Below are 22450 nucleotides of genomic sequence, written 5' to 3'. Positions count from 1 at the left end.
TTCAGGACTACGACGACATGACACTACGCTTGAGCCGCCGCGCGTACGCGGAGATGTTCGGGCCGACGACGGGCGACCGCATCCGTCTCGCCGACACCGAGCTGCTGATCGAAATCGAACGCGACTGCACGACCTACGGCGAGGAAGTGAAATTCGGCGGCGGGAAGGTGATCCGCGACGGCATGGGCCAGTCGCAGCGCGTCGCCGCCGACGTGCCCGACACCGTCGTGACCAACGCGGTGATCCTCGACCACTGGGGCATCGTGAAGGCCGACATCGCGATCAAGCACGGCCGCATCGCCGCGATCGGCAAGGCCGGCAACCCTGACATCCAGCCCGGCGTGACGATTCCGATCGGCGCGGCGACCGAAGTGATCGCCGGCGAAGGGCTGATCGTGACCGCGGGCGGCATCGACACGCACATCCACTTCATCAGCCCGCAGCAGATCGACGAGGCGCTCGCATCGGGCGTGACGACGATGCTCGGCGGCGGCACGGGCCCCGCCACCGGCACCAACGCGACCACCTGCACGCCGGGCCCGTGGCACATGGAGCGGATGCTGCAGGCTGCCGACGGCTGGCCGATCAACCTCGGCTTTCTCGGCAAGGGCAACGCGAGCCTGCCGCAGCCGCTCGTCGAGCAGATCGCGGCCGGCGCGATCGGGCTGAAGCTGCACGAGGACTGGGGCACGACACCCGCCGCGATCGACAACTGCCTGTCCGTCGCCGACGACACCGACACGCAGGTCGCGATCCACACCGACACGCTGAACGAAGCCGGTTTCGTCGAATCGACGGTCGCCGCGTTCAAGGGCCGCACGATCCACACGTACCACACCGAAGGCGCGGGCGGCGGCCATGCGCCCGACATCCTGAAGGTGTGCGGCGAGGCGAACGTGCTGCCGTCATCGACCAACCCGACGCGCCCGTACACGATCAACACGCTCGACGAGCACCTCGACATGCTGATGGTGTGCCATCACCTCGACCCGTCGATCGCCGAGGATCTCGCATTCGCCGAATCGCGGATCCGCCGCGAGACGATCGCGGCCGAGGACATCCTGCACGATCTCGGCGCGCTGTCGATGCTGTCGTCCGATTCGCAGGCGATGGGCCGCGTCGGCGAGGTGATCATCCGCACCTGGCAGACCGCGCACAAGATGAAGGTGCAGCGCGGCGCGCTGCCGGAAGACAGCGCGCGCCACGACAACTTCCGCGCGAAGCGCTACGTCGCGAAGTACACGATCAACCCGGCGATCACGCACGGGATCGCGCACGAGGTCGGCTCGATCGAGCCCGGCAAGTGGGCGGACCTCGTGCTGTGGGAGCCCGCGTTCTTCGGCATCAAGCCGACGATGATCCTGAAGGGCGGGATGATCGCGATGGCGCAGATGGGCGATCCGAACGCGTCGATCCCGACGCCGCAGCCGGTCCACTACCGCGAGATGTTCGCGACGCGCGGCGGCGCGCTCGCACGCACGTCGCTGACCTTCGTGTCGCAGCTGGCGGCCGACGCCGGCATCGCCGAACGCTACGGGCTCGCGAAGCGGATCGTGCCGGTGCGCAACTGCCGCAACGTGACGAAGGCCGACATGATCCACAACGCATGGCGGCCCGCGATCAGCGTCGATCCCGAAACGTACGACGTGATCGCCGACGGCCAGCTCCTCACCTGCGAGCCGGCCACCGTGCTGCCGATGGCGCAGCGCTATTTCCTGTTCTGATTTCCGGTTCCCGGTTCCTGTCTTATGCGCACCATCGACAAACGCATTGCCCCGAACGTGAAGCTGGCCGCGTCCCTCGTCGCGCGCGCGCCGACGCTCACGCTCCCGTACGACGCCCGCTGCAAGAGCCGCCTCGCGGCAACGCTCGACACCGGTGAAGAAGTCGCGCTCGTGCTGCCGCGCGGCACCGTGCTGCGCGACGGCGACGTGCTCGTCGCCGACGACGGCGCGCTCGTGCGCGTCGCCGCCGCACCGGAAACGGTGCTGCGCGTGCGCGCCCCCGATCCGCTGACGCTGATGCGCGCCGCGTACCACCTCGGCAACCGCCACACGCCGGTCGAGATCGGCGACGGCTGCCTGTTGCTCGAAGCGGACCCCGTGCTCGCCGACATGCTGCGCCGGCTCGGCACGCAGGTCGAGCAGGTGGACGCGCCGTTCCAGCCGGAAGCCGGCGCGTACGGCGGCGGCCACAAGCACGGCCACGACGCGACGTTCGCGGAAGACTACGCACTCGCGCAGCAGGTGTTCGGCGAACACCACGGGCACTCGCACTCGCACTCGCACTCGCACTCGCACTCGCACGATCACGATCACGATCACGATCACGATCACGATCACGATCACGATCACGATCATCAGCATGGTCCGGGATGCACGCACGGGCATGGCAACGGTCATGAACACCACTGAGCTCGTCGCGCTGCTGCACCTCGCGTCGCCGGCGCTGCCGATCGGCGCGTTCAGCTATTCGCAGGGTCTCGAAGCGGCACTCGACGCGAACCTGATCCGCGATGCCGACACCGCGCGCGACTGGATCGCGAGCGGCCTGACCGACGTGCTCGCGCACGGCGAACTGCCGTTTCTCGCGCACCAGCTCGCGCGCTGGCGCACGCACGATGCCGACACGCTCGCGCGCGACAACGCGTGGTTCGTCGCGAGCCGCGAATCGGCGGAACTGCGCCGCGAGACCGAGCAGATGGGCTGGTCGCTCGCGCAGCTGTGCACGTCGCTCGAATGGGGCGATGCCGCGCGCCGCGCGACGCTGTCGTCGATCTCCCAGATCGCGCTGCCGACTGCATTCGCTTACGCCGCAGCCGCGCACGATGCGAGCGCCGACGCGACACTCGCCGCGTATGCGTTCGGCTGGGTCGAGAACCAGACGGCCGCCGCGCTGAAGGCGGTGCCGCTCGGCCAGCTCGCGGGCCAGAAGATCCTCGTCGCGCTGCGCGGCGCAATCGCCGCGGCCGTGCAGCGCGCGCTCGCGACGCCGCCCGACGCAATCAACACATTCGCGCCGCAGCTCGGCATCCTGTCCGCGCGGCACGAAACCCAATACTCGCGGCTGTTCCGCTCCTGACTCCGACGCAACACACGATGAACGCACCTCACATCTCATCCTCCCGCCGCACGAAGAAACTGCCGCCGCTGCGCGTCGGCATCGGCGGCCCGGTCGGCTCCGGCAAGACCACGCTGCTCGAAATGCTGTGCAAGGCGATGCGCGAGCGCTACGACCTCGTCGCGATCACCAACGACATCTATACGAAGGAAGACCAGCGCCTGCTGACCGTCGCGGGTGCGCTGCCCGAGGAACGGATCATGGGCGTCGAGACGGGCGGCTGCCCGCACACCGCGATCCGCGAGGACGCATCGATCAATCTCGAGGCCGTCGACCGGATGCTCGCGCGCTTTCCGGACGCGGACATCGTGTTCATCGAATCGGGCGGCGACAACCTCGCGGCGACGTTCAGCCCCGAGCTGTCGGACCTGACGATCTACGTGATCGACGTGGCGGGCGGCGAGAAGATTCCGCGCAAGGGCGGCCCCGGCATCACGAAGTCCGACCTGCTCGTGATCAACAAGACGGATCTCGCGCCGCTCGTCGGCGCGAACCTCGACGTGATGGCGTCCGACACGAAGAAGATGCGCGGCGAGCGCCCGTACGTGATGACGAACCTGAAGGCGCTCGAAGGCGTCGCGGACGTCGTCGCGTTCATCGAGAAGAAGGGATTGTTGACGGTTTGAATAAGTGTCCAGGCAGAAATACCTAGCATTTGCGAACGCTGAAGCGAGTCCGCTGCCGAAGAGTCTCCAGCGACATTGTGAATCCGATTGAACTCGGCTAGCATCATTTCCTTACATTTATATTTCACAGTAAGGATTTTCGATATGCCGATTCCCGCACATATGTGGCTTAAGGATGATGGCGGCGCAGACATCAAAGGCTCGTCAACCGTCCAGGACCGCGAAGGAAGCATTGAAATTATCAGTTTTGGCCACGGTGTAAATCTGCCGGTTGATGCCGCTAATGGCAAGATCACCGGCAAGCGTACACATTCACCGGTTGCGTTCGAAAAGGAGTTCGACGCAGCGACCCCGTATCTTTACAAGGCTGTGGCGAAGGGGCAAACGCTGCAATCGGCCGAAATCAAGTGGTATCGGATCGATGATGCCGGGAGAGAAGAGGTGTATTTCGTGATGCTGCTCGAAGGCGTTAAAGTCTGCGGCATCAACCCCGGCATGGCCAATACCAGACTGTCGCAGGCATCCGCACTCAATCACGTCGAAGCGGTCTCCATGATGTATGAGCGCATTACGTGGCATTATCTCGACGGCAATATCAAATACACCGATTCATGGAATGACATCGGATAAGCGGGAGCAGTCAATGGCTTATACCGGCAGATTTCTGGTGAGTAACAATTTTTTGTCGCCCCTTACCATTGATGGTTTGGGTACGTTCGATGCGTTCTCTGGCAACGGCGTCTATCGGAATCGGGGTGGCTGTACGGCGGTGCCCGACAATGGTCCGATTCCTGCCGGTAAATACTGGATCGTTGACCGTCCTACAGGCGGTGTTGGGTCTCGCGCTTGGGCCTCGATAAAGGACACAGTTAATTCGGCGATTGGGAGTCCGGTAGACCATAGCGAATGGTTCGCGTTGTATCGAGATGACGGAATGATTGACGATGAAACGCGAATTAATGGTGCCAAGCGCGGACAGTTTCGATTGCATCCGCCGGTGGTCAGGGCATTTCAATTGGCTGCATTACACTGCCGAGTCGTGTCGATTTCCTGAGAATCCGCACGGCGCTGTTGCATACCAAGAAAATTCCTGCCGGTAATTCAGGGCTTAACGCATACGGAACAATTGAGGTCATCACGTATGGCAACACTTGTCCGTAGACTGTTCAAGGTGGCGCTGTTCGTAGGCCTGTTCTGCCTCTCCGTACCGTACGTCCACACATATCCTATACCAATGCCAGAAAGCCAAGCGCTCGCTTGGCTATACGTTGCAAATCGGCTTGGCATTCGCGACCCCGATGATCTATACATTCCGCTCGTCCTGCTGACTAATCTGCTCGTGGCAACGTTTGCGTATATGGCGATCATGAGGCTGTGGGGGCACTATCTCGGCAAAAAAAACCATGTTGAGAAATAGCGCCCGAGAATGACCTCTCTTGTCCGCAGGCTATTCAAGGTCGCGCTGTTTGTCGGATTGTTTCTTCTCTCACTTCGTTATGTCCGGCCATACCATGAATGGACGCCATCCGAAGCGCGCGCATGGTGGCGTGCTTCGGATTGGCTCGGTGTCCGCGATCCCGAGGATTTGTATATCGGGGGGTGGATAACTATCGAACTGATCGTGGCAGTGCTCGCCTACATAGTGATCATGTGGATGTGGCGACACTACCGCGGGAAAAAGCATGTCGAGAAATAGCGGCTGAGAATGACCGAATCCGTAGGTCTTTCAAAATCGCATCGTTTATCGACCTGCTCGCTCGATCGCGTCGTATGTCGCCATGTCCCGGATACTCCCTACAAGTGGACAGAAGGCCACGCGCGCACTTACCCGACTCAAGGTTCACCGAACACGATCTTAGTTCTTCGGCTGATTGCAGATAATTCGAGCGCGACGCGCTCAATTGCAAGTCGCTACACATACTTGCCCTGAGCGTCCTGCCCGTCCTGCGTCGAATGCGTGCCGTTCTCGGCCGGCGGCAGCAGCGCCGCGAGCACGTCGACCGTGCGTGCGGTCGCGCCGCGATGGCGCGCGGCAAACGCCGCGCCCGCCGCGCCCATCGCGATGCGCCGCGCCTTGTCGGCAAGCAGCGTGTCGAGCACGTGCGCGAGATCCAGCGGATCCTCGACCTGCAGCGCGGCACCGGCTGCCACCGCATCGGCGGTCGCCTGCGTGAAGTTGAACACGTGCGGGCCGATCAGCACCGGCACGCCGACCGCGCAGGCCTCGATCAGGTTCTGCCCGCCGAGCGGCAGCAGGCTGCCGCCGATGAACGCGACGTCGGCGGCAGCGTAGTACGCGCCGAGCTCACCCATCGAATCGCCGAGCAGCACCGTCACGTCGGCCGGCAACGGTTCGGCGGCCGGCCGGCCGGCCGCGAGCGCGGCCGCGTCGGCGGCCCACGCGGAGCGTCGTACGCACTTGAACCCGCTGCGCTCGACCAGCGCCTCGACCTCGGCAAAGCGTTGCGGATGACGCGGCACGAGGATCAGCAGCGCACCGGGCGTGTGCATCGCGGCGAACGCCTGCAGCACCAGCGCCTCCTCGTTCTCGCGCGTGCTGGCCGCAACCCACACCGGCCGCGTGCCGATCGCGTCGCGCCACGCATGGCCGCGCGCCGCGAGTTCCGGCGGCGTCGTCATGTCGAACTTCAGGTTGCCGAGCACCGTCACCTGGCGCGCGCCGAGCGACGTCAGCCGCTCCGCGTCGGCCGGGCTCTGCGCGAGCACGCGCGAGAAGCCGCCGAACACGTCGCGCGTCGCCGCCCCGAACTTCGCCGCGCGCCGGTGCGAGCGCGCCGACATCCGCGCGTTGGTCAGCACGAGCGGCACCTCCGCGCGACGGCACTCGTCGATCAGCGTCGGCCACACCTCGGTTTCCATCACGAGGCCGAGCGTCGGCCGCCATGCGTGCAGGAAGCGCCGCACCGCGCCCGGCATGTCGTACGGCAGGTAACAGCGCAGCACGCAGTCGCCGAAGATCTGCTCGCCGGTCGCGCGGCCGCTCGGCGTCATATGCGTGAGCAGGATGCGCGCGTCGGGGCGGGCCTTCATCAGCGCCTCGATCAGCGGCTGCGCGGCGCGCGTCTCGCCGACCGACACCGCATGCACCCAGATCAGCGGCGTGCGCTCGTCCGGTGCGCGGCCCGGGCCGTAGCCGAAGCGCTCGCCGATATGCTCGCGATAGCCGCGCTCCTTGCGCGAGCGCACGTAGAGACGCACGACGGCGATCGGCGCGATGAGCCACCACAGTGCGCGATAGATCGCCCTCAGCATGAAGCGGCCACCCCGTGACGTTGACTGCGGCGCGCGCTCAAACCAGCGCCCTGCCCGTCAGGCGCTCGAGAATGCCGAGCGGCGCGCATTCGCGGCGGACCATCGCATCGACCGGCAGGAAGAAAGTCTGCTCGAGCATGAACTGGCCGGACATCACCGCGTGCGACGTCTGGTCCGAGTAGCAGATCCATACGCTGCCCGGCGGGAACGGCATCGTTTCCTGCGCGCACGTCTTCTGGTAGTCGAGATCCGCCTTCATGCCATCGTGCAGGTTCAGCATCAGGTGGTCGTACGCGCTGCGCGGCGTCTTCGTCACGTGCAGCAGTTTGAGCAGCCACGCCGAGCCCGGCAGCTGCGGCCGGATGCGCGGCAGGAAGCGCTTCGCGACGGTCTCGAACGGCTCGCCGACCCGCCAGACGCGCGGCGCGCCGGCCGGATTGACGTTCGTGAACACGCGCAGGATCCGCTCACCGTAGTTCGGGCGCGACGGGAACGCGTCGACGTGCAGGCGGCTGTCGTCCTTGCGCCACGACGTCTGGCGCGTCTCGACCTGCATCAGCCGCAGGCTCGTCGGCGCGACGCGCAGCTTGCCGCGATATTCGGGAAAGAGGCCGTCGACGAGCGAGCCAGCCTGCTGCTGGAAGCGCGCGACGAGCGCGCGCACCGCCGATTGCGTGACGCTGTCGCCGAGCACGCCGGCGAGCGCGCCGCCGTTCGGCGCGAGGCTGATGTTCTTGCGTTTCGGATCGGCGAGCGCCGGATCGAGCAGCGCTTCCTCGCCGCCTTCGATCGCGAAGCGCAGGTGCGGGAAATACAGCACCTTGCCTTCTTCGACCGCGGCGAGCAGCTGCTCGCGCGGCACCGACAGGTTGTGACCGCGCCAGTCGGCGGACGAGACTTCGATGATCTGGGATTCGCTCATGATCGCTTCGGAATGCATGCGTTACAGGAGGCCGAAGCCCGCGAGCGCCGACTTCACCTGCGCGATCGACGGGGGTTGCCCCGCCGTGCCGAGGTTGACGACGTTCGGCGACCAGTAGCCGCCCGTGCGCCAGGCCGTCGCGAAATTGTACAGTTCGACGGTCGGACGCTTCAGCGCGGCCGCGATATGAACCAGACCTGTATCAACCCCGACGGTTGCCGCCGCGCCGTCGATCAGCCCGACGACTGCCGGCAGCGACAGCTTCGGCGGCACGATCGCCGCCGCGCCGAACTCCTTCGCGAGCCGCTCGCTCGTCGCGCGCTCCGCGTCATTGCCCCACGGCAGCACGAGCGACGCGCCGCGCCGCACGAGCGACTGGCCGAGCTCGACCCACGCGGCGTCCGGCCATTGCTTGTCGGCACGCGACGTCGCATGGACGAACACGACGTACGGCACCGGCAGGTTCAGGCCGAGTTCGGCGACCGCGCGCGACGCCGTGGCCGTGTCGAGGCCGAAGTCGACCGGATCGGCAGGCGTCGGCGCCGGATCGCCGAGCGCGGCCGCGACGAGCTGGCGCGAACGCTCGATCACATGCGTGCGCGGCTCGATCGGCACGCGCTTGCGGTAGAAGAAGCGCACGGGCCATTCGTAGCCGGCGCCGTCGGTGCGGTTGCCGAGGCCGACGAGCGGCCCGCGCGCCCAGCTCGCGACCCAGGCGGTCTTGATGAGCCCCTGGCAGTCGATCACGAGATCGTAGCGCTCGGCCTCGAGCTGCTTGCGGAACGCACGGATCTCGCGCCAGGTCGCGCCGGAGAACGGCTTCTTGCGCCAGCGGCGCAGCGAAAACGGCAGCACGTTGCGCACGCCGTCGACGAGCTTCACGAGGTCGACGAAACTCTCCTCGACGAGCCAGTCGATCTGCGCATCGGGATGGCGCCGCCGGATGTCGGCGATCACCGGCATGTTGTGCACGACGTCGCCCAGCGACGATACGCGCACGATCAGGATCTTTTGCACGCTGAAAAAACGCCGGCGAGCAGCCGGCAACAGGCATAAAGACGCGATTTTATCGCGCCCGGCCGGCCAGATAGGCAAAAAGCGGCCGCACGCATGAAGCGTGCGCCGCTTTTCGGGGCCGGTGCTGCATTCAGGCCGGCGGCGGCGATGCCGCCGCCCGCGCTCAGAACGGCAGCTGCACGTCCGGCTTCGCCGCCGTCAGCACGCGGCGGAAGTCTTCCTGGATGCGCTTCAGGCCTTCCTGCGTCTCGGCTTCGAAACGCAGCACGACGACGGGCGTCGTGTTCGACGAACGCGCGAGGCCGAAGCCGTCCGGGTACTCGACGCGCAGGCCGTCGATCGTCACGACTTCGTCGGCGCCGTCGAACTTTGCTTCCTTCTGCAACTGCGCGATCAGCGCGAAGTTCTCGCCTTCCTCGAGCTTGAGCTGCAGCTCCGGCGTGGACATCGCGTCCGGCAGCGCGTTCAGCAGCGCGCTCGGATCGGCCGTCTTCGCGAGGATCTCGAGCAGGCGCGCGCCCGTGTAAAGGCCGTCGTCGAACCCGTACCAGCGGTCCTTGAAGAACACGTGGCCGCTCATCTCGCCCGCGAGCGGCGCGCCCGTCTCCCGCAGCTTCGCCTTCACGAGCGAATGGCCCGTCTTCCACATCAGCGGCTCGCCGCCCTTTTCCTTCACCCACTGCGCCAGATGGCGCGTGCACTTCACGTCGTAGATGATCTGCGCGCCCGGGTTGCGCGACAGCACTTCCTCGGCGAACAGCATCAGCTGGCGGTCCGGATAGATGATCTGGCCGTCCTTCGTGACGACGCCGAGGCGGTCGCCGTCGCCGTCGAACGCGAAGCCGATCTCGGCGTCGGTTTCCTTCAGCGCGCGGATCACGTCCTGCAGGTTTTCCGGGTGGGCGGGATCGGGATGGTGGTTCGGGAAATTGCCGTCGATGTCGGTGAACAGTTCGACAAGTTCGCAGCCGAGCGCCTTGAACAGGCGCGTGGCGAGCGGCCCGGCCACGCCGTTGCCGGCATCGACGACGATCTTCAGCGGCCGTGCGGGCTTGATGTCGCCGACGATGCGCGCGAGGTACTGGTCGGCGACGTCGAACTGCTCGTACGTGCCGCTGCCCGACTCGAAGCGCGCGTCGACGATGCGGCGGTACAGCGCCTGGATCTGCTCGCCGTAGATCGCCGCGCCGCGCAGCACCATCTTGAAGCCGTTGTAGTCCGGCGGGTTGTGGCTGCCCGTGACGACGATGCACGAGTCGATGCGGCGCTCGCCGCCCGTCAGCGGCAGCGGCACGCTTGCCGCGAAATAGCCGACCGGGGTCGGCACCACGCCGACGTCGACGACATCGACGCCGGCCGCACGCAGGCCGTCGGCAAGCGCGCCCACGAGCTCGGGCCCGGACAGGCGGCCGTCGCGCGCGACGACGACCGCGTCGCCGCCCTGCGCGCGCACTTCGCTGCCGAACGCACGGCCGATCGCACGCGCCGTGTCGGTATCGAGCGTCTTGCCGACCACGCCGCGAATGTCATATGCCTTGAAGATGGATTGGGAAATCATCGATTCACTCTCGGTTGCGTGCATGGAAAAATTCTGACCGCCTCGTCGCTGGTGCCAGGCCTGACGCCCGGGGCCGCGCGGGGTGGATCGAGATGGCTGGCGCGATCCCGAACCAACTTATAATCGCTGGTTTTGATTACGCGAATACCGCTCATTTTAATGCTTAGCCGTTCCGCCGCCGCAAAGCGGGCGCCTGCCGGCGCCGTCATGGCCGTTTCGAGCGCGCGCCGCCGCGTCGCGCCGTGCTGAAGCGCTTCTCCAACCCGGACGTCGCGAAAGCCGTCGCGAATCTCGTCTGGCTGGGGCTCGAACGGCTCACGCAGATCGGCGTGGCGATCGCGATCAGCGGCCTTCTGGCCCGTTATTTCGGGCCGGACGTGTTCGGCAAATGGCAGTATGCGAATACGCTGCTCCTCGTGCTGGCGCCGCTCACCTGGGTGTGCGGCGCGGAAATCCTCGTTCCGACCATCGTGCAGCGGCCGGCCGGCCAGCTCGGCGCCGTGCTCGGCAGCGCGTTCGTGCTGCGCATCGCCGTGTCGGCCGCCGCGCTCGCCGCGACCTGGCTCGCGATCGCCGCCGGCGCCTTCGATCCGCTCGTCGGCGCGATGCTCGCCGGCCTCGCGGTGACGATGGTCTTCCGCGAACCGTTCGTCGGCGTCGTCAACGCGTGGCTGCAAAGCCTGACCTACAGCAAGCCGCAGCTCATGGCAAGCATGGCTGCGGCGCTCGTCAAGGCCCTGCTCGCCTGGCTGCTGGTGCGCGCCGCCGCCGGCCCCGCGCGCTTTTCGTGGCTGTGGGCGCTCGAAGCCGCCGCGATCGGCATCGCGCTGATGCTGTACTACCGCCAGCGTAACGGTGGCACCCTCGGCTGGACATTCGACAGGCCGCTGTTCAAGCATTTCGCGACGGCCGGCACGGTGTTCTGGCTCGGCCTCATCTGCATGTACCTGTTCCTCAAGCTCGACCGCCTGATGCTCGAGCGCCATGTGTCGTTCGCCGATCTCGGCCGCTACTCGGCCGCGCAGCAGCTCAACGAAAACTGGATCACGCTCGCGCTGATGCTCGCGCAGACCATCGCGCCCGCATTCGTCTACCGCGTGCAGGACGTCGCTCAACTGCGCCGCAACATCGTCCGGCTGATCGCGATGACGGCCGCGCTGATGACGGCCGGCGCGCTCGTGCTCGACGCGCTCGCCCCGCTGATCGTCGGCAAGGTGTTCGGGCGCGGCTACGAAGCGTCGGTCGACATCTTCCGCTGGGCCGTCTGGCTGTCCGTGCCGGCCGGCATCGAGGCGATAGGCAATCTTATCGTCCTCAAATATCAAGCAAAATTCGTATTGTTGACGAAATGGGTGCTCGCGCTGGCGATCGCTGCGCTCGTCAACCTGCTCGCGATCCCGCGCCTCGGCCTGTACGGCGTGCTTGCCGGGCTTGCGGGCGGCTACCTGGCCGCCGCCGCCGTCAATTTTTATTACATCCGTTTCAAGCTGCGCTCATGACGTCCCCCATTTCCGCATCGCGCCATGCCGGCCCGCTCGACGACGTGGCCGTGCTGATGCCGGCGTACAACGCGCACGACGACGTCGTCCGGACCCTCGCATCGTTTCGCGAGGACGCGCCCGTGCACGTGCTCGTCGTCGACGACGGCAGCACGCCGCCGATCGCCGTGCCGGACCTGCCGGGCCTCGTGATCGAGGTGCTGCGCATGCCGCAAAACGGCGGGATCGAGCGCGCGCTCGAGGCCGGCATCGACGCGCTCGCCGCGCGCGGCTTCCGCTACGCGGCGCGCATCGACGCGGGCGATCTCGCCGCGCCGCAGCGCCTCGCCAAGCAGCGCGCGTATCTCGACGCGCATCCGCGCGTCGCGTGCGTCGGCATGTGGACGCAGGTCGTGTCGCGCGCCGGCGAGCCGCGCTTCATGCTGACGCCGCCCGCCGATCCGCGCATGCTGCGCCGCAAGCGCTTCCTGCGCTCGCCGCTTGTGCATCCGTCCGTGATGCTGCGCGTCGACGCCGTGTGCGAGGTCGGCAACTATCGCGCGAAATACCGGGCCGCCGAGGATCTCGATCTTTTTTTGCGCTTAATGCAACGCTACGATTGCGCGAATTTGCCCGAGCTCGGCCTCTACTACGAGCTCAACGAAGGCGGGATCAGCGCGACCAAACGGCGCCGCCAGCTGATGTCGACGCTCGCGCTGCTGCTGCAACATTTCAATGTGCTGAACCCGTACGATTGGGTGGGCCTCGCCAAGAACCTGCTGCATTTCGTGACGCCGTACCGGACACTGCAGCGGATCAAGCAGACGCTGTTCGCGGCGCGGCCGTCCGCCTGACGCGTTCTCGGCAATTTCGACGCTTTATTTTTTCTTTTTTTCATGACTAACTCCTCCCCGCTGCGCATCGTGCTCGTCTGCAACACCGCCTGGGCGATCCATACGTATCGCCACGGGCTGATCCGGATGCTCATCGCGCGCGGCGCCGAGGTGATCGTCGCGGCGCCGCACGACCGCACGGTGCCGCTGCTCGAGCAGATGGGCTGCCGCTACGTGCCGCTCACGGTCGCGTCGAAGGGCACGAGCCCGCGCGCGGATCTCGGCACGCTCGCCGCGCTGTATCGCCATTACCGCGCGCTCAATCCGCACCTCGTGTTCCATTACACGATCAAGCCGAACATCTACGGCTCCGTCGCCGCGTGGCTCGCGCGCGTGCCGTCGATCGCGGTGACGACCGGGCTCGGCTACGTGTTCATCCAGAAGAGCCGCGCGGCGAGCATCGCGAAGCGGCTCTACCGGTTCGCGTTCCGCTTCCCGCGTGAAGTCTGGTTCCTCAACCGCGACGATCTCGCGACCTTCTCCGACGAACGGCTGCTCGCGCATCCCGACCGCGCGCGCCTGCTGCACGGCGAAGGCGTCGATCTCGAGCAGTTCGCGCCGGTGCCGCTGCCCGCGGGCGACGCGCCCGTGTTCATCCTGATCGGCCGGCTGCTGTGGGACAAGGGCGTGCGCGAGTACGTCGACGCCGCGCGCGCGGTGCGCGCGCGCCACCCGCACGCGCGCTTCCAGCTGCTCGGCCCGCTCGGCGTCGACAACCCGAGCGCGATCGGCCGCGCCGACGTCGACGCGTGGGTGCGCGAAGGCGTCGTCGAATACCTCGGCGAAGCGCACGACGTGCGGCCGCACATCGCCGCGGCCGACTGCGTCGTGCTGCCGTCGTACCGCGAAGGCGTGCCGCGCACGCTGATGGAGGCATCCGCGATGGGCCGCCCGATCGTCGCGACCGACGTGCCGGGCTGCCGCGACGTCGTCGCCGACGGCGATACCGGCCTGTTGTGCACGGTGCGCGACAGCGCGAGCCTCGCCGCGCGCATCATGCAGATGATCGAGCTCGGCCCGGCCGGACGCGCGGCGATGGGCGCACGCGGCCGGCAGAAGGTGGTCGCCGAATTCGACGAGCAGAAGGTCGTCGAACGCTACACAATCACCATACGCGCCTTGACGGGCGTCACTCTCTGAAGGAGCAGGAAGCATGACCACGAAAGGAACGATTCTCGTGACGGGCGGCGCCGGCTACATCGGTTCGCACACCGCCGTCGAGCTGCTCGATCACGGCTATGACGTCGTCATCGTCGACAATCTCGTCAACAGCAAGGCCGAGTCCATCCGGCGCATCGAACAGATCACCGGCAAGACGCCCGCGTTCCACGAAGTCGACGTGTGCGACGAAGCCGCGCTCGCGAAGGTGTTCGACGCGCACCCGATCACGGGCGCGATCCATTTCGCGGCGCTCAAGGCGGTCGGCGAATCGGTCGCGAAGCCGCTCGAGTACTACCAGAACAACATCGGCGGCCTGCTCGCGGTGCTCAAGGTGATGCGCGAGCGCAACGTGCGGCAGTTCGTGTTCAGCTCGTCGGCGACCGTGTACGGCGTGCCGGAACGTTCGCCGATCGACGAATCGTTCCCGCTGTCGGCGACCAACCCGTACGGCCAGTCGAAACTGATCGCCGAGCAGATCCTGCGCGATCTCGAACTGTCGGACCCGACGTGGCGGATCGCGACGCTGCGCTACTTCAACCCGGTCGGCGCGCATGCGAGCGGGCTGATCGGCGAGGATCCGGCCGGCATCCCGAACAACCTGATGCCTTATGTCGCGCAGGTCGCGGTCGGCAAGCTCGAGAAGCTGCGCGTGTTCGGTTCCGACTACCCGACGCCGGACGGCACGGGCGTGCGCGACTACATTCACGTCGTCGATCTCGCGCAGGGGCACATCGCCGCGCTCGACGCGCTGGTGAAGCGCGACGCGAGCTTCGTCGTGAACCTCGGCACCGGCCAGGGCTACAGCGTGCTGGAAGTGGTACGCGCATTCGAGAAGGCGTCCGGCCGCCCGGTGCCGTACGAACTCGTCGCGCGCCGCCCGGGCGACGTCGCCGAGTGCTACGCGAACCCGCAGGCCGCCGCCGACGTGATCGGCTGGCGCGCGAAATTCGGCCTCGACGAAATGTGCGCGGACCACTGGCGCTGGCAGGAAAACAACCCGCGCGGTTTTGTATAATCCGCTGTCCCATTTCCGAGCGATCCCATGCTCAGCTTCGCGTCCGGCTTCATCGTCTCCCTGCTCGTCACGCTCTTCATCGTGCGCTATGCGCATCTGCATGAGAAGTTTTCCGTCGACAGCGACCTGGCCGGCGTGCAGAAATTCCACGTGCGGCCCGTGCCGCGCGTCGGGGGCGTCGGGATCCTGGCCGGCGTCGTCGCGTCGGCGCTGATCCTGCTGGAACGCTACCCGACGATCGCCGGCAGCGTGCTCGGCCTCGTCGGCTGCGGGCTGCCGGCGTTCCTGTCCGGGCTCGTCGAGGACCTGACCAAGCGCGTGTCGCCGCGCGCGCGGCTGCTGTGCACGATGGGCGCGGCGACGCTCGCGTTCTGGCTGCTGAACATCGCGGTGACGCGCATCAGCGTGCCGCCGCTCGACTTCCTGCTCGGCTACGTCGCGATCTCGTTCGTCGTGACCGTGCTCGCGGTCGCCGCGCTCGCAAACGCGGTCAACATCATCGACGGCTTCAACGGACTCGCGTCGATGGTCAGCTTCATGATGTTCGCGTCGCTCGCGTACGTCGCGTTCCAGGTCGGCGACCCCGTGATCCTGTCTGCGTGCTTCATCATGATGGGCGCGGTGATCGGCTTCTTCGTGTGGAATTTCCCGGCCGGGCTGATCTTCCTCGGCGACGGCGGCGCATACTTCATCGGCTTCATGCTCGGCGAACTCGCGATCATGCTGGTGATGCGGCACCGCGAAGTGTCCGCGTGGTACCCGGTGCTGCTGTTCATGTATCCGATCTTCGAGACCTGCTTCTCGATCTACCGGAAGAAGTTCATCCGCGGGATGTCGCCCGGGATTCCGGACGGCGTGCACCTGCACATGCTCGTCTACAAGCGCCTGATGCGCTGGGCGGTCGGCACGAAGACCGCGCACGACCTGACACGGCGCAATTCGCTGACGTCGCCATACCTGTGGCTGCTGTGCCTCGTGGCCGTGATTCCCGCGACGCTGTTCTGGCGTCACACGGTGCACCTGTTCGCGTTCGTCGTGCTGTTCGCGCTGACCTACGTGTGGCTGTACGTCAGCATCGTGCGTTTCAAGGCGCCGCGGTGGATGGTCGTGCGCAAGCACCGGCGCGTTCACTGAGCCGCCTGCGCCGTCTTCGGCCGTTCACGACACCACGAAAAAGCGCCCCGCGGGGCGCTTTTTTCTTGCCGGTCCGCCCCGCCAGACAGCGGGCCGCATTCTCACTCGTTCGACGCCGCACGCTTCGGCACGCTCTGCAGCACCGGCGCGATCGCCGTCTGGTACTCGGGCACCCAGCGCCGCAAGTCGCGCCGCACCTCGTCGTCGCCGAGCACGCGATGCTGCATCAGCCACGGCAGCAGTTCGTCGAGCAGGTTGTCCGGCACTTCGCGGGCCCGCGCAATCCGCAGCTTCGGATGCGGCGTGCGCGTCGTCGTTTCGTCGTCGGCGAGCAGTTCCTCGTAGAGCTTCTCGCCCGGCCGCAACCCCGTGAACTCGATGCGGATCTGCCCGTCGGAGAAGCCGTACAGGCGGATCAGGTCGCGCGCGAGATCGACGATCTTGACCGGCTCGCCCATCTCGAGAATGAAGATCTCGCCACCCCGCCCCATGCTCGACGCCTGCAGCACGAGCTGCGACGCCTCCGGAATCGTCATGAAGAAGCGCGTGATCTCCGGGTGCGTGACCGTCACCGGGCCGCCCTTCGCGATCTGCTGCTGGAACTTCGGGATCACGCTGCCCGCGCTGCCGAGCACGTTGCCGAAGCGCACCGTCTCGAACTGCGTGCGCTCGCTCGTCTGCTGCAGCGCCTGGCAGGCCATCTCCGCGAGACGCTTGCTCGCGCCCATCACGTTGGTCGGGTTGACGGCCTTGTCGGTCGAGATCAGCACGAAGTGGCGCACGTCGTGACGGATCGCCGCGCGGGCGACCCGGTACGTGCCGAGCACGTTGTTGCGCAGCGCCTGCCATGCGTTCAGCTCTTCCATCAGCGGCACGTGCTTGTAGGCCGCCGCATGGAACACGATATGCGGCGCATGGCGTGCCATCACCTGGTCGAGCAGCAGCGAATCCTTCGCGTCGCCGATGATCGGCACGACCTGCTGGCCCGGGAAGCGCTCGCGCAACTCTTCGGTCAGCCGGTACATCGCATATTCGGACAGGTCGAACGCGACCAGCTGCGCCGGCGCGAAGCGCAGGATCTGCCGGCACAGCTCGGAGCCGATCGACCCGCCCGCGCCCGTCACCATCACCACGCGGCCGCGCAGCAGCGCTTCGACGTGCGGCGTGTCGATCGTCACGGCGTCGCGGCCGAGCAGATCCTCCAGATCGATGTTCCGGACTTGCGACAGGAAGCCCTGCCCCGGCATCAGCGCGGTCAGCGACGGCAGCACCATCGCCTTCACGCCGGCGCGCACGCACAGCGTCGCGACCCGGCGCTGCGTCTCGACGGACGCCGACGGAATCGCGATGATCGCGTACTCGACCTTCATCGCGTCGGTCCAATGCTTGAGATCGTTGAACGAGCCCAGCACCTTGTAGCCATAGATCTCGCGGCCCTGCTTGGTGACGTCGTCGTCGAGCAAGCCGACGAGCCGCCATTCACCCGACCGGGACAGCTCGCGCGCGAGGCTCGCGCCGGCCGTGCCGGCGCCGAGCACCAGCACCGGCTTGCCCTGCCCGACGAGCCCGCCGTACAGGTAGAACTCCTTCGTCGCCCGATACAGCGCGCGTGCGCCGCCCATGATCAGGAACAGCATCAGCGGCGACACCAGCAGCACCGAACGCGGAATGATCGGCGACGGCTGGAACATCACGGCGCCGATCATCACGATCACGCCGCCGCAGGCCAGCGCCTTCGAGATGCGCATCAGGTCGGGTAGGCTCGCGAACACCCACAGCCCGCGATACAGGCCGAACAGGAGGAACATGAGTCCGTAGACGGGCAGCACCCATGTCAGCGCGATCAGCGAACCACTCATGAAATCGGGCGGGACGCTGCCGTTGAAGCGGACGATATAGGCAAACAGCCACGCGGCAACGACCGCGAGCAGGTCGAACAGGAAAGCACTCAGTGACTGCCACGATGCTTTGGATCGCAACATCGGCGGGATACCTCAAGAATTGTTTTCGGCGGTCTTCTGAATCCGGCGCCACCGCATGTCGATCGCAAGCCCGATGCATGCGAGAACACCATACCAAGAGACAAACAGCAACCACTGCTGCAGTTCCGGACGGCCCAGAGCCCACAAGGCAACGACTATGCCCGCGAGCATGATGAGGTACCAATAAACGGCGGTGCGTCCATGATCGATGCCGGACCGCACCATCCTTTGATAATAATGCTCGCGGTGCGCTTGCCAGAACTTTTCTCCGCGTAACAAACGTCGCAGGAGTGTTACAGATGCGTCGGCGATGAAGGGCGCGAACACCATCGCGGGAAACCAGATCGGCCAGGCGCCGCGCCGCCAGCCCCAGTAGCCGAGCGCCCCCGCCATGAAGCCGAGCGGAATCGAGCCCGCATCGCCGAGAAACAGCTTCGCCGGGTGGAAATTCAGCAGCAGAAAGCCGAGCGCCGCGCCCGCGATCGCCGCGCCGCCGGCGACCAAGTCCGCGGACGGCTGCGCGCCGGCCAGCGCGGCAGCCGCGTACGCGCCGAAGCCGAACAGCGCCATGCCGCCTGCGAGGCCGTCCGCGCCATCCATGAAGTTGTACAGATTGGTCAGCCAGACCATCGCGAAACCGACGCCAGCGAGGAGCCACCAGGGCGCTGCAGCCGGGTAGACGACGATCAGTGCGACGACGGCCGCCAGGTGCGCGGCGAATCGTACGCGCGCGGGCAGCCCGCGCCGGTCGTCGAGCTGCGACAGCGCGGCCAGCCCCGCAGCCGCGACGGCGATCAGCCACATTTGCGGCGCGAGCCACAGCATCGCGGCGACGCAGACCGGCACGATGCCCCAGCCGCCGACGCGCGGCGTCGGACGCGTATGCATTGAACGGTCGTTCGGAATGTCGGTTGCGAGCCGCCACGCCAACCCGGTGGCGAGCAGCGTGCGCAGGATCGTCGTCGATGCGACGGCGGCGGCCAGCGCCACCGCGGTCGCGGTAAGCCACGTCGTAATCGTCAGATGCATGTTGCCTATTTCTGGGTATCGCGCGAACGATACCATGCGGCGGTTGCTTCGAGTCCTTGCCGGGTCGTATAGGGAGGACGCCAGTCCAGCACCCGCCTGATGCGGCCGGTATCGAGCTGCAGGCTGCCCGTCAGGCGGTCGATCGCGGCACTGCGGCCGGTCAGCCGGCCGAGCGTGCGCAGCGCGCCGGCCGGCACCGGGAACAGCCGCGCCGGCTTGCCGAGCGCGTCGCCGACCATCCGCAGCAGCCCGGCGACCGACGGCGCGTCGTCGTCGGCGACATGAAAGCATTCGCCGGCGGCACGCGGATCGGTTGCGCAACGCAGCAGCGCGTCCGCGAGATTGTCGACGTACACGAGGCTGCGGCGGGCGGTGATGGCGGCGAGCGGCAGCGGCCAGCCGCGCGACACGGCGTCCATCATCCGCAGGAAGTTCGCGCGCACGTCCGGGCCGTAGACGAGCGGCGGACGGACGACCACGACGTCGAGCCCCGCCGACTGGCCGAATTGCGCGAGTTCCCGTTCGGCACGCCACTTCGAGCGCCCATAGGCATCCTGAGGATGGGGTGCGGCGTTTTCCGCGAGCGGCGCGCCTGCATCGCCCTCGCCGACCGCCTTGACGCTGCTCGCGAAGACGATCCGGCGCGCGCCGCGCGTGCGCGCCGCGTCGGCGACACGCAGCGTGCCGGCCACGTTGGTCGCGTCGAACGCGGCATCCGGATCGGGCGCTTCGTCGTGCATCACGTGCACGCGCGCCGCCAGATGGATCACGCAATCGGCCTCGAGGTCGTCGGGCCACGCATCGGCCAGCCCGTCGAAATCGGGCGCATCGTGCACCCATTCGCGCACGCCCGGAATGCATCCGCCCGGCCGGCGCACCAGGCCGGCGACGTCATGCCCCGCCGCGAGCGCGAGCCGGCACACCGCGCGGCCGACGAAGCCGTTCGCGCCGGTCACGACGACGCGGCTCACCACCACCTCCAGCCGAAGCGGTTGTAGAACTTGAAGGCCGATGCCGCGAACATCCGGATGTGCGCGAAGCCCTTGCGAGACGCGCCGCCGCCGTGATGAACCACGCGGACCGACGGGACGTACGCGACCCGGGCGACGTCGTGCGTGCGCAGGCTCAGGTCGTAATCCTCGAAGTACAGGAAGTAGCGCGGATCGAAGCCGCCCAGTTGTTTCAGGACATCGGTGCGGAACAGCATGAAGCAGCCGCTGACGATCGGGGGATCCCAGACGATGTCGCGATCGTTGATGACATCGCGCATTTCGTAGCGGGCGAGGCGGTTCGTGAAAGGCTGCCGGAACCGCGCCGGCAGGAAGCCGCGCACGAGCAGATCGATGATCGACGGGTAGCGGCGGCACAGATACTGCGGCCCGCCGGATTCATCGCCGATCCGGGGGGCGAGCGCGCCTGCATCGGCATGCGAATCGAAGAACTTGCGAGCGGCCACCAGGGCCTGCGCGTCGAGATCGATATCGGGATTCAGGATCAGGTGGAGCGGACGCGTCGACAGGTCGATCGCGAGATTGTGCCCTCGCCCGTAGCCGACATTGCCGTGCCCCGTCAGGACCCGGCATCTGACGCCCTGCGAGTCAAGCCGGGCTGTCACGGCGCTGGCGTCGCCGAGCCCGCCGTTATCGACCAGAAACAGGTCGACCGGACACCCGGGCGACGACGCGCGCAAGCGTGCGCAGGCGGCGCCCAGACTGGTGAGCGTCTGCTCGAGTTGGGCGGCATCGGGACGGTATACGACGATGGAAACCGACAAGCCGTCGGCATCTCGGGATGGCGCGCTTATTACATTCATCCGTGGTTCGACTACGCGCTTGCATGACGAAGCGCCGGTTGGACAGGCTGGCGGAGTGTGGCAGAGCAACAAGTGTTGCGCATATCCGTTGGACCGGGCAAGCATGCTTTCCGTTTGTTACGCGGCGCCAGCGCCGTCATTCTAGCGCCCTCCCGGGAGTCGGTAGCAAAGAAAAAATAGCCGACCCCGATTTTCTGCACAAGATTGAGCAATCAATCGTCCGATAGTAAAGTAGCAGGCGCTTGTGGCCACGTGGATCAGACTTGTACTGGCCGACCGGGATCGGCGCAACCCGCGAATGCGTCAGCCCGATCGACTTCGAACCCCGGCGGCGGCCCGTCGATATCGTGCGCAACATCCACCTGGCGTCACTGACCGCGAAACAGCATGCGTCGCTTCATCGTTTATGCAGCCGTCGGCGCCTCCGGCACGGCAGTTCAGTACGTGATCCTGTTCGTGCTGGTCAACCTGCTGGCGATGCCCGCCCCGATCGCATCGACGGCCGGTGCGATCGCGGGCGCGATCGTCAACTATCTGCTGAACTTCCACCTCACCTTCAGCGGCAACAGCAATCATCGCAGCGCCGCCCCGAAATTCTTCACCACGTCAGTGCTGGGCGTCGCACTGAACTTCGTGCTGATGAGCGTGCTGACGAAACTGCTCGGCGTGTACTACCTCCTCGCCCAGCTCGTCTCGACCGCAATCGTCCTGTGCGTGACGTTTGCCGTGAACGCGTCGTGGTCCTTCAAGGGCAGGCAACCGTGAGATTCGCCGCATCGGCAGGACGGTGCGGCGACGAGTCCGGCGCCTTTGCACATGCCGCAACCGGAATGCCGCCACGAGCGAATCCGCGTCCGGGTCGGTATCCGGATTCAGCATCAGATGCCAGGACCTTGTCGCCTGTCCGATAGCGAGCTTGTGGCCGCGGCCGTATCAGACGTTTCCATGGCCGCCGATGTGGGTGCAACAGATATGCGCGAACGCAATGCGTCGACCAACTGCTCGCGCGACGCGAAGACACCCGCCGCCGCTCCAGGTCAGCGCCTTGGCGCTTGGCGGAAAACGCTGCGACCCCAGGTTGCCGCCTCATTTTTCCTGGATCCTTCGTGCTACTACGCTTGACGACGAATCCGGTCCAGCCCAAAGCGTTCACGCCGGATTGCCGACCCGGGCGAGTCCATGTCGGCGAATGTCGACATGACATCCTCACACCGCGCACCCGCGTGCCGCCGTCACGGCGCCCCATCCAGCATTTCGAAATCGCCGGCGCTGGCGCGCCCCAATTCGCTGCTGATGTCCAAATGTTAAAAGATGTTTGGAATCTTAACATCTGTTGCATTCTGACAACGTTCCGGCAATGATACGTGGCCTCCATCGATGAATCGTCGGCGCAGTTCCAGCGAAATAGAAGCCTGCTGCAGCTTCCAGC

The 22450-nt window shown here is 66.4% G+C and carries 20 protein-coding genes and 1 pseudogene; 13 read left to right on the top strand and 8 right to left on the bottom strand.

The annotated features are described in order from the left end of the window. The first annotated feature begins 17 nt into the window (after positions 1–17). The 7 genes and pseudogenes from ureC to ACV22Z_RS20390 all read left to right on the top strand — a co-directional run bounded on the left by ureC (position 18) and on the right by ACV22Z_RS20390 (position 5442). Entirely contained in the window at positions 18–1724 is a 1707-nt protein-coding gene (ureC, locus tag ACV22Z_RS20420) for an urease subunit alpha (protein ID WP_448078104.1), read from the top strand. A 24-nt stretch (positions 1725–1748) separates the two neighbouring features. Beyond that, a complete protein-coding gene (ureE, locus tag ACV22Z_RS20415; protein ID WP_448078103.1) occupies positions 1749–2414 on the top strand; it encodes an urease accessory protein UreE in 666 nt (221 codons plus the stop codon). Continuing rightward, positions 2401–3081 carry an urease accessory protein UreF gene (locus ACV22Z_RS20410; RefSeq protein WP_448078102.1) on the top strand — a complete coding sequence of 227 codons (681 nt, stop codon included), beginning with the start codon at positions 2401–2403 and terminating at the stop codon, positions 3079–3081. Before ureE ends, ACV22Z_RS20410 begins: the two co-directional genes overlap by 14 nt. A 17-nt stretch (positions 3082–3098) precedes the next feature. Continuing rightward, complete coding sequence (gene ureG, locus ACV22Z_RS20405) at positions 3099–3746, top strand: urease accessory protein UreG (RefSeq protein ID WP_448078101.1); 648 nt, start codon at positions 3099–3101, stop codon at positions 3744–3746. A gap of 144 nt (positions 3747–3890) precedes the next feature. Then, positions 3891–4376 carry an Hcp family type VI secretion system effector gene (locus ACV22Z_RS20400; protein ID WP_448078100.1) on the top strand — a complete coding sequence of 162 codons (486 nt, stop codon included), beginning with the start codon at positions 3891–3893 and terminating at the stop codon, positions 4374–4376. A 13-nt stretch (positions 4377–4389) separates the two neighbouring features. After that, a pseudogene (locus ACV22Z_RS20395) lies at positions 4390–4907 on the top strand (DUF2778 domain-containing protein). A gap of 265 nt (positions 4908–5172) precedes the next feature. After that, entirely contained in the window at positions 5173–5442 is a 270-nt protein-coding gene (locus ACV22Z_RS20390; protein ID WP_448078099.1) for a hypothetical protein, read from the top strand. 215 nt (positions 5443–5657) lie between these two features. Here ACV22Z_RS20390 and waaA read toward each other — a convergent pair whose 3' ends face one another. The 4 genes from waaA to ACV22Z_RS20370 form a co-directional block, all read right to left on the bottom strand. Beyond that, on the bottom strand, positions 5658–7019 hold the full coding sequence (waaA, locus tag ACV22Z_RS20385) for a lipid IV(A) 3-deoxy-D-manno-octulosonic acid transferase (protein WP_448078098.1): 1362 nt from the start codon (positions 7017–7019) through the stop codon (positions 5658–5660). A 37-nt stretch (positions 7020–7056) separates the two neighbouring features. Further along, positions 7057–7941, bottom strand: a complete 885-nt coding sequence (locus tag ACV22Z_RS20380; protein WP_448078097.1) for a Kdo hydroxylase family protein — start codon at positions 7939–7941, stop codon at positions 7057–7059. A 21-nt stretch (positions 7942–7962) separates the two neighbouring features. Then, positions 7963–8958 (bottom strand): lipopolysaccharide heptosyltransferase I, encoded by a 996-nt coding sequence (gene waaC, locus ACV22Z_RS20375; protein WP_448078096.1) that lies wholly within the window; start codon positions 8956–8958, stop codon positions 7963–7965. Positions 8959–9121: 163 nt separating this feature from the next. Continuing rightward, positions 9122–10516: a phosphomannomutase/phosphoglucomutase gene (locus ACV22Z_RS20370; protein ID WP_448078095.1), complete on the bottom strand. Its 1395-nt coding sequence runs from the start codon at positions 10514–10516 to the stop codon at positions 9122–9124. Between the two features lie 242 nt (positions 10517–10758). On the opposite strand from ACV22Z_RS20370, the gene ACV22Z_RS20365 reads away from it, so the two are divergent. The 5 genes from ACV22Z_RS20365 to ACV22Z_RS20345 are packed head-to-tail and all read left to right on the top strand — an operon-like array spanning position 10759 to position 16197. Continuing rightward, positions 10759–12015 carry an oligosaccharide flippase family protein gene (locus tag ACV22Z_RS20365; protein WP_448078094.1) on the top strand — a complete coding sequence of 419 codons (1257 nt, stop codon included), beginning with the start codon at positions 10759–10761 and terminating at the stop codon, positions 12013–12015. Further along, the gene (locus ACV22Z_RS20360; protein ID WP_448078093.1) at positions 12012–12848 is read left to right on the top strand and encodes a glycosyltransferase; all 837 of its coding nucleotides are present in this window, start codon (positions 12012–12014) and stop codon (positions 12846–12848) included. The genes ACV22Z_RS20365 and ACV22Z_RS20360 overlap by 4 nt, the downstream gene beginning before the upstream one ends. A gap of 42 nt (positions 12849–12890) precedes the next feature. Next, the gene (locus ACV22Z_RS20355; protein WP_448078092.1) at positions 12891–14027 is read left to right on the top strand and encodes a glycosyltransferase family 4 protein; all 1137 of its coding nucleotides are present in this window, start codon (positions 12891–12893) and stop codon (positions 14025–14027) included. A gap of 13 nt (positions 14028–14040) precedes the next feature. Further along, positions 14041–15063, top strand: a complete 1023-nt coding sequence (galE, locus tag ACV22Z_RS20350; protein WP_448078091.1) for a UDP-glucose 4-epimerase GalE — start codon at positions 14041–14043, stop codon at positions 15061–15063. 27 nt (positions 15064–15090) lie between these two features. Beyond that, complete coding sequence (locus ACV22Z_RS20345) at positions 15091–16197, top strand: MraY family glycosyltransferase (protein ID WP_448078090.1); 1107 nt, start codon at positions 15091–15093, stop codon at positions 16195–16197. Between the two features lie 101 nt (positions 16198–16298). Here the strand turns inward: ACV22Z_RS20345 and ACV22Z_RS20340 are convergent, their stop codons facing one another. From ACV22Z_RS20340 to ACV22Z_RS20325, 4 genes are read right to left on the bottom strand one after another with little or no spacing between them, the layout of a single operon-like run. After that, complete coding sequence (locus ACV22Z_RS20340; RefSeq protein ID WP_448078089.1) at positions 16299–18179, bottom strand: polysaccharide biosynthesis protein; 1881 nt, start codon at positions 18177–18179, stop codon at positions 16299–16301. A gap of 12 nt (positions 18180–18191) precedes the next feature. Further along, positions 18192–19208, bottom strand: coding sequence for an MraY family glycosyltransferase (locus ACV22Z_RS20335; RefSeq protein ID WP_448078088.1), 1017 nt, complete (start codon positions 19206–19208; stop codon positions 18192–18194). 5 nt (positions 19209–19213) lie between these two features. Next, positions 19214–20179 carry a UDP-glucose 4-epimerase family protein gene (locus ACV22Z_RS20330; protein ID WP_448078087.1) on the bottom strand — a complete coding sequence of 322 codons (966 nt, stop codon included), beginning with the start codon at positions 20177–20179 and terminating at the stop codon, positions 19214–19216. Then, the gene (locus ACV22Z_RS20325; RefSeq protein WP_448078086.1) at positions 20176–21021 is read right to left on the bottom strand and encodes a glycosyltransferase family 2 protein; all 846 of its coding nucleotides are present in this window, start codon (positions 21019–21021) and stop codon (positions 20176–20178) included. Before ACV22Z_RS20325 ends, ACV22Z_RS20330 begins: the two co-directional genes overlap by 4 nt. A 387-nt stretch (positions 21022–21408) precedes the next feature. Here ACV22Z_RS20325 and ACV22Z_RS20320 point away from each other — a divergent pair, with 387 nt between their 5' ends. Beyond that, positions 21409–21786: a GtrA family protein gene (locus tag ACV22Z_RS20320; RefSeq protein WP_448078085.1), complete on the top strand. Its 378-nt coding sequence runs from the start codon at positions 21409–21411 to the stop codon at positions 21784–21786. Positions 21787–22450 lie beyond the last annotated feature (664 nt).

The organism is Burkholderia sp. PU8-34 (assembly GCF_053427725.1).
This window is presented reverse-complemented; position numbering and strand designations above follow the sequence as displayed.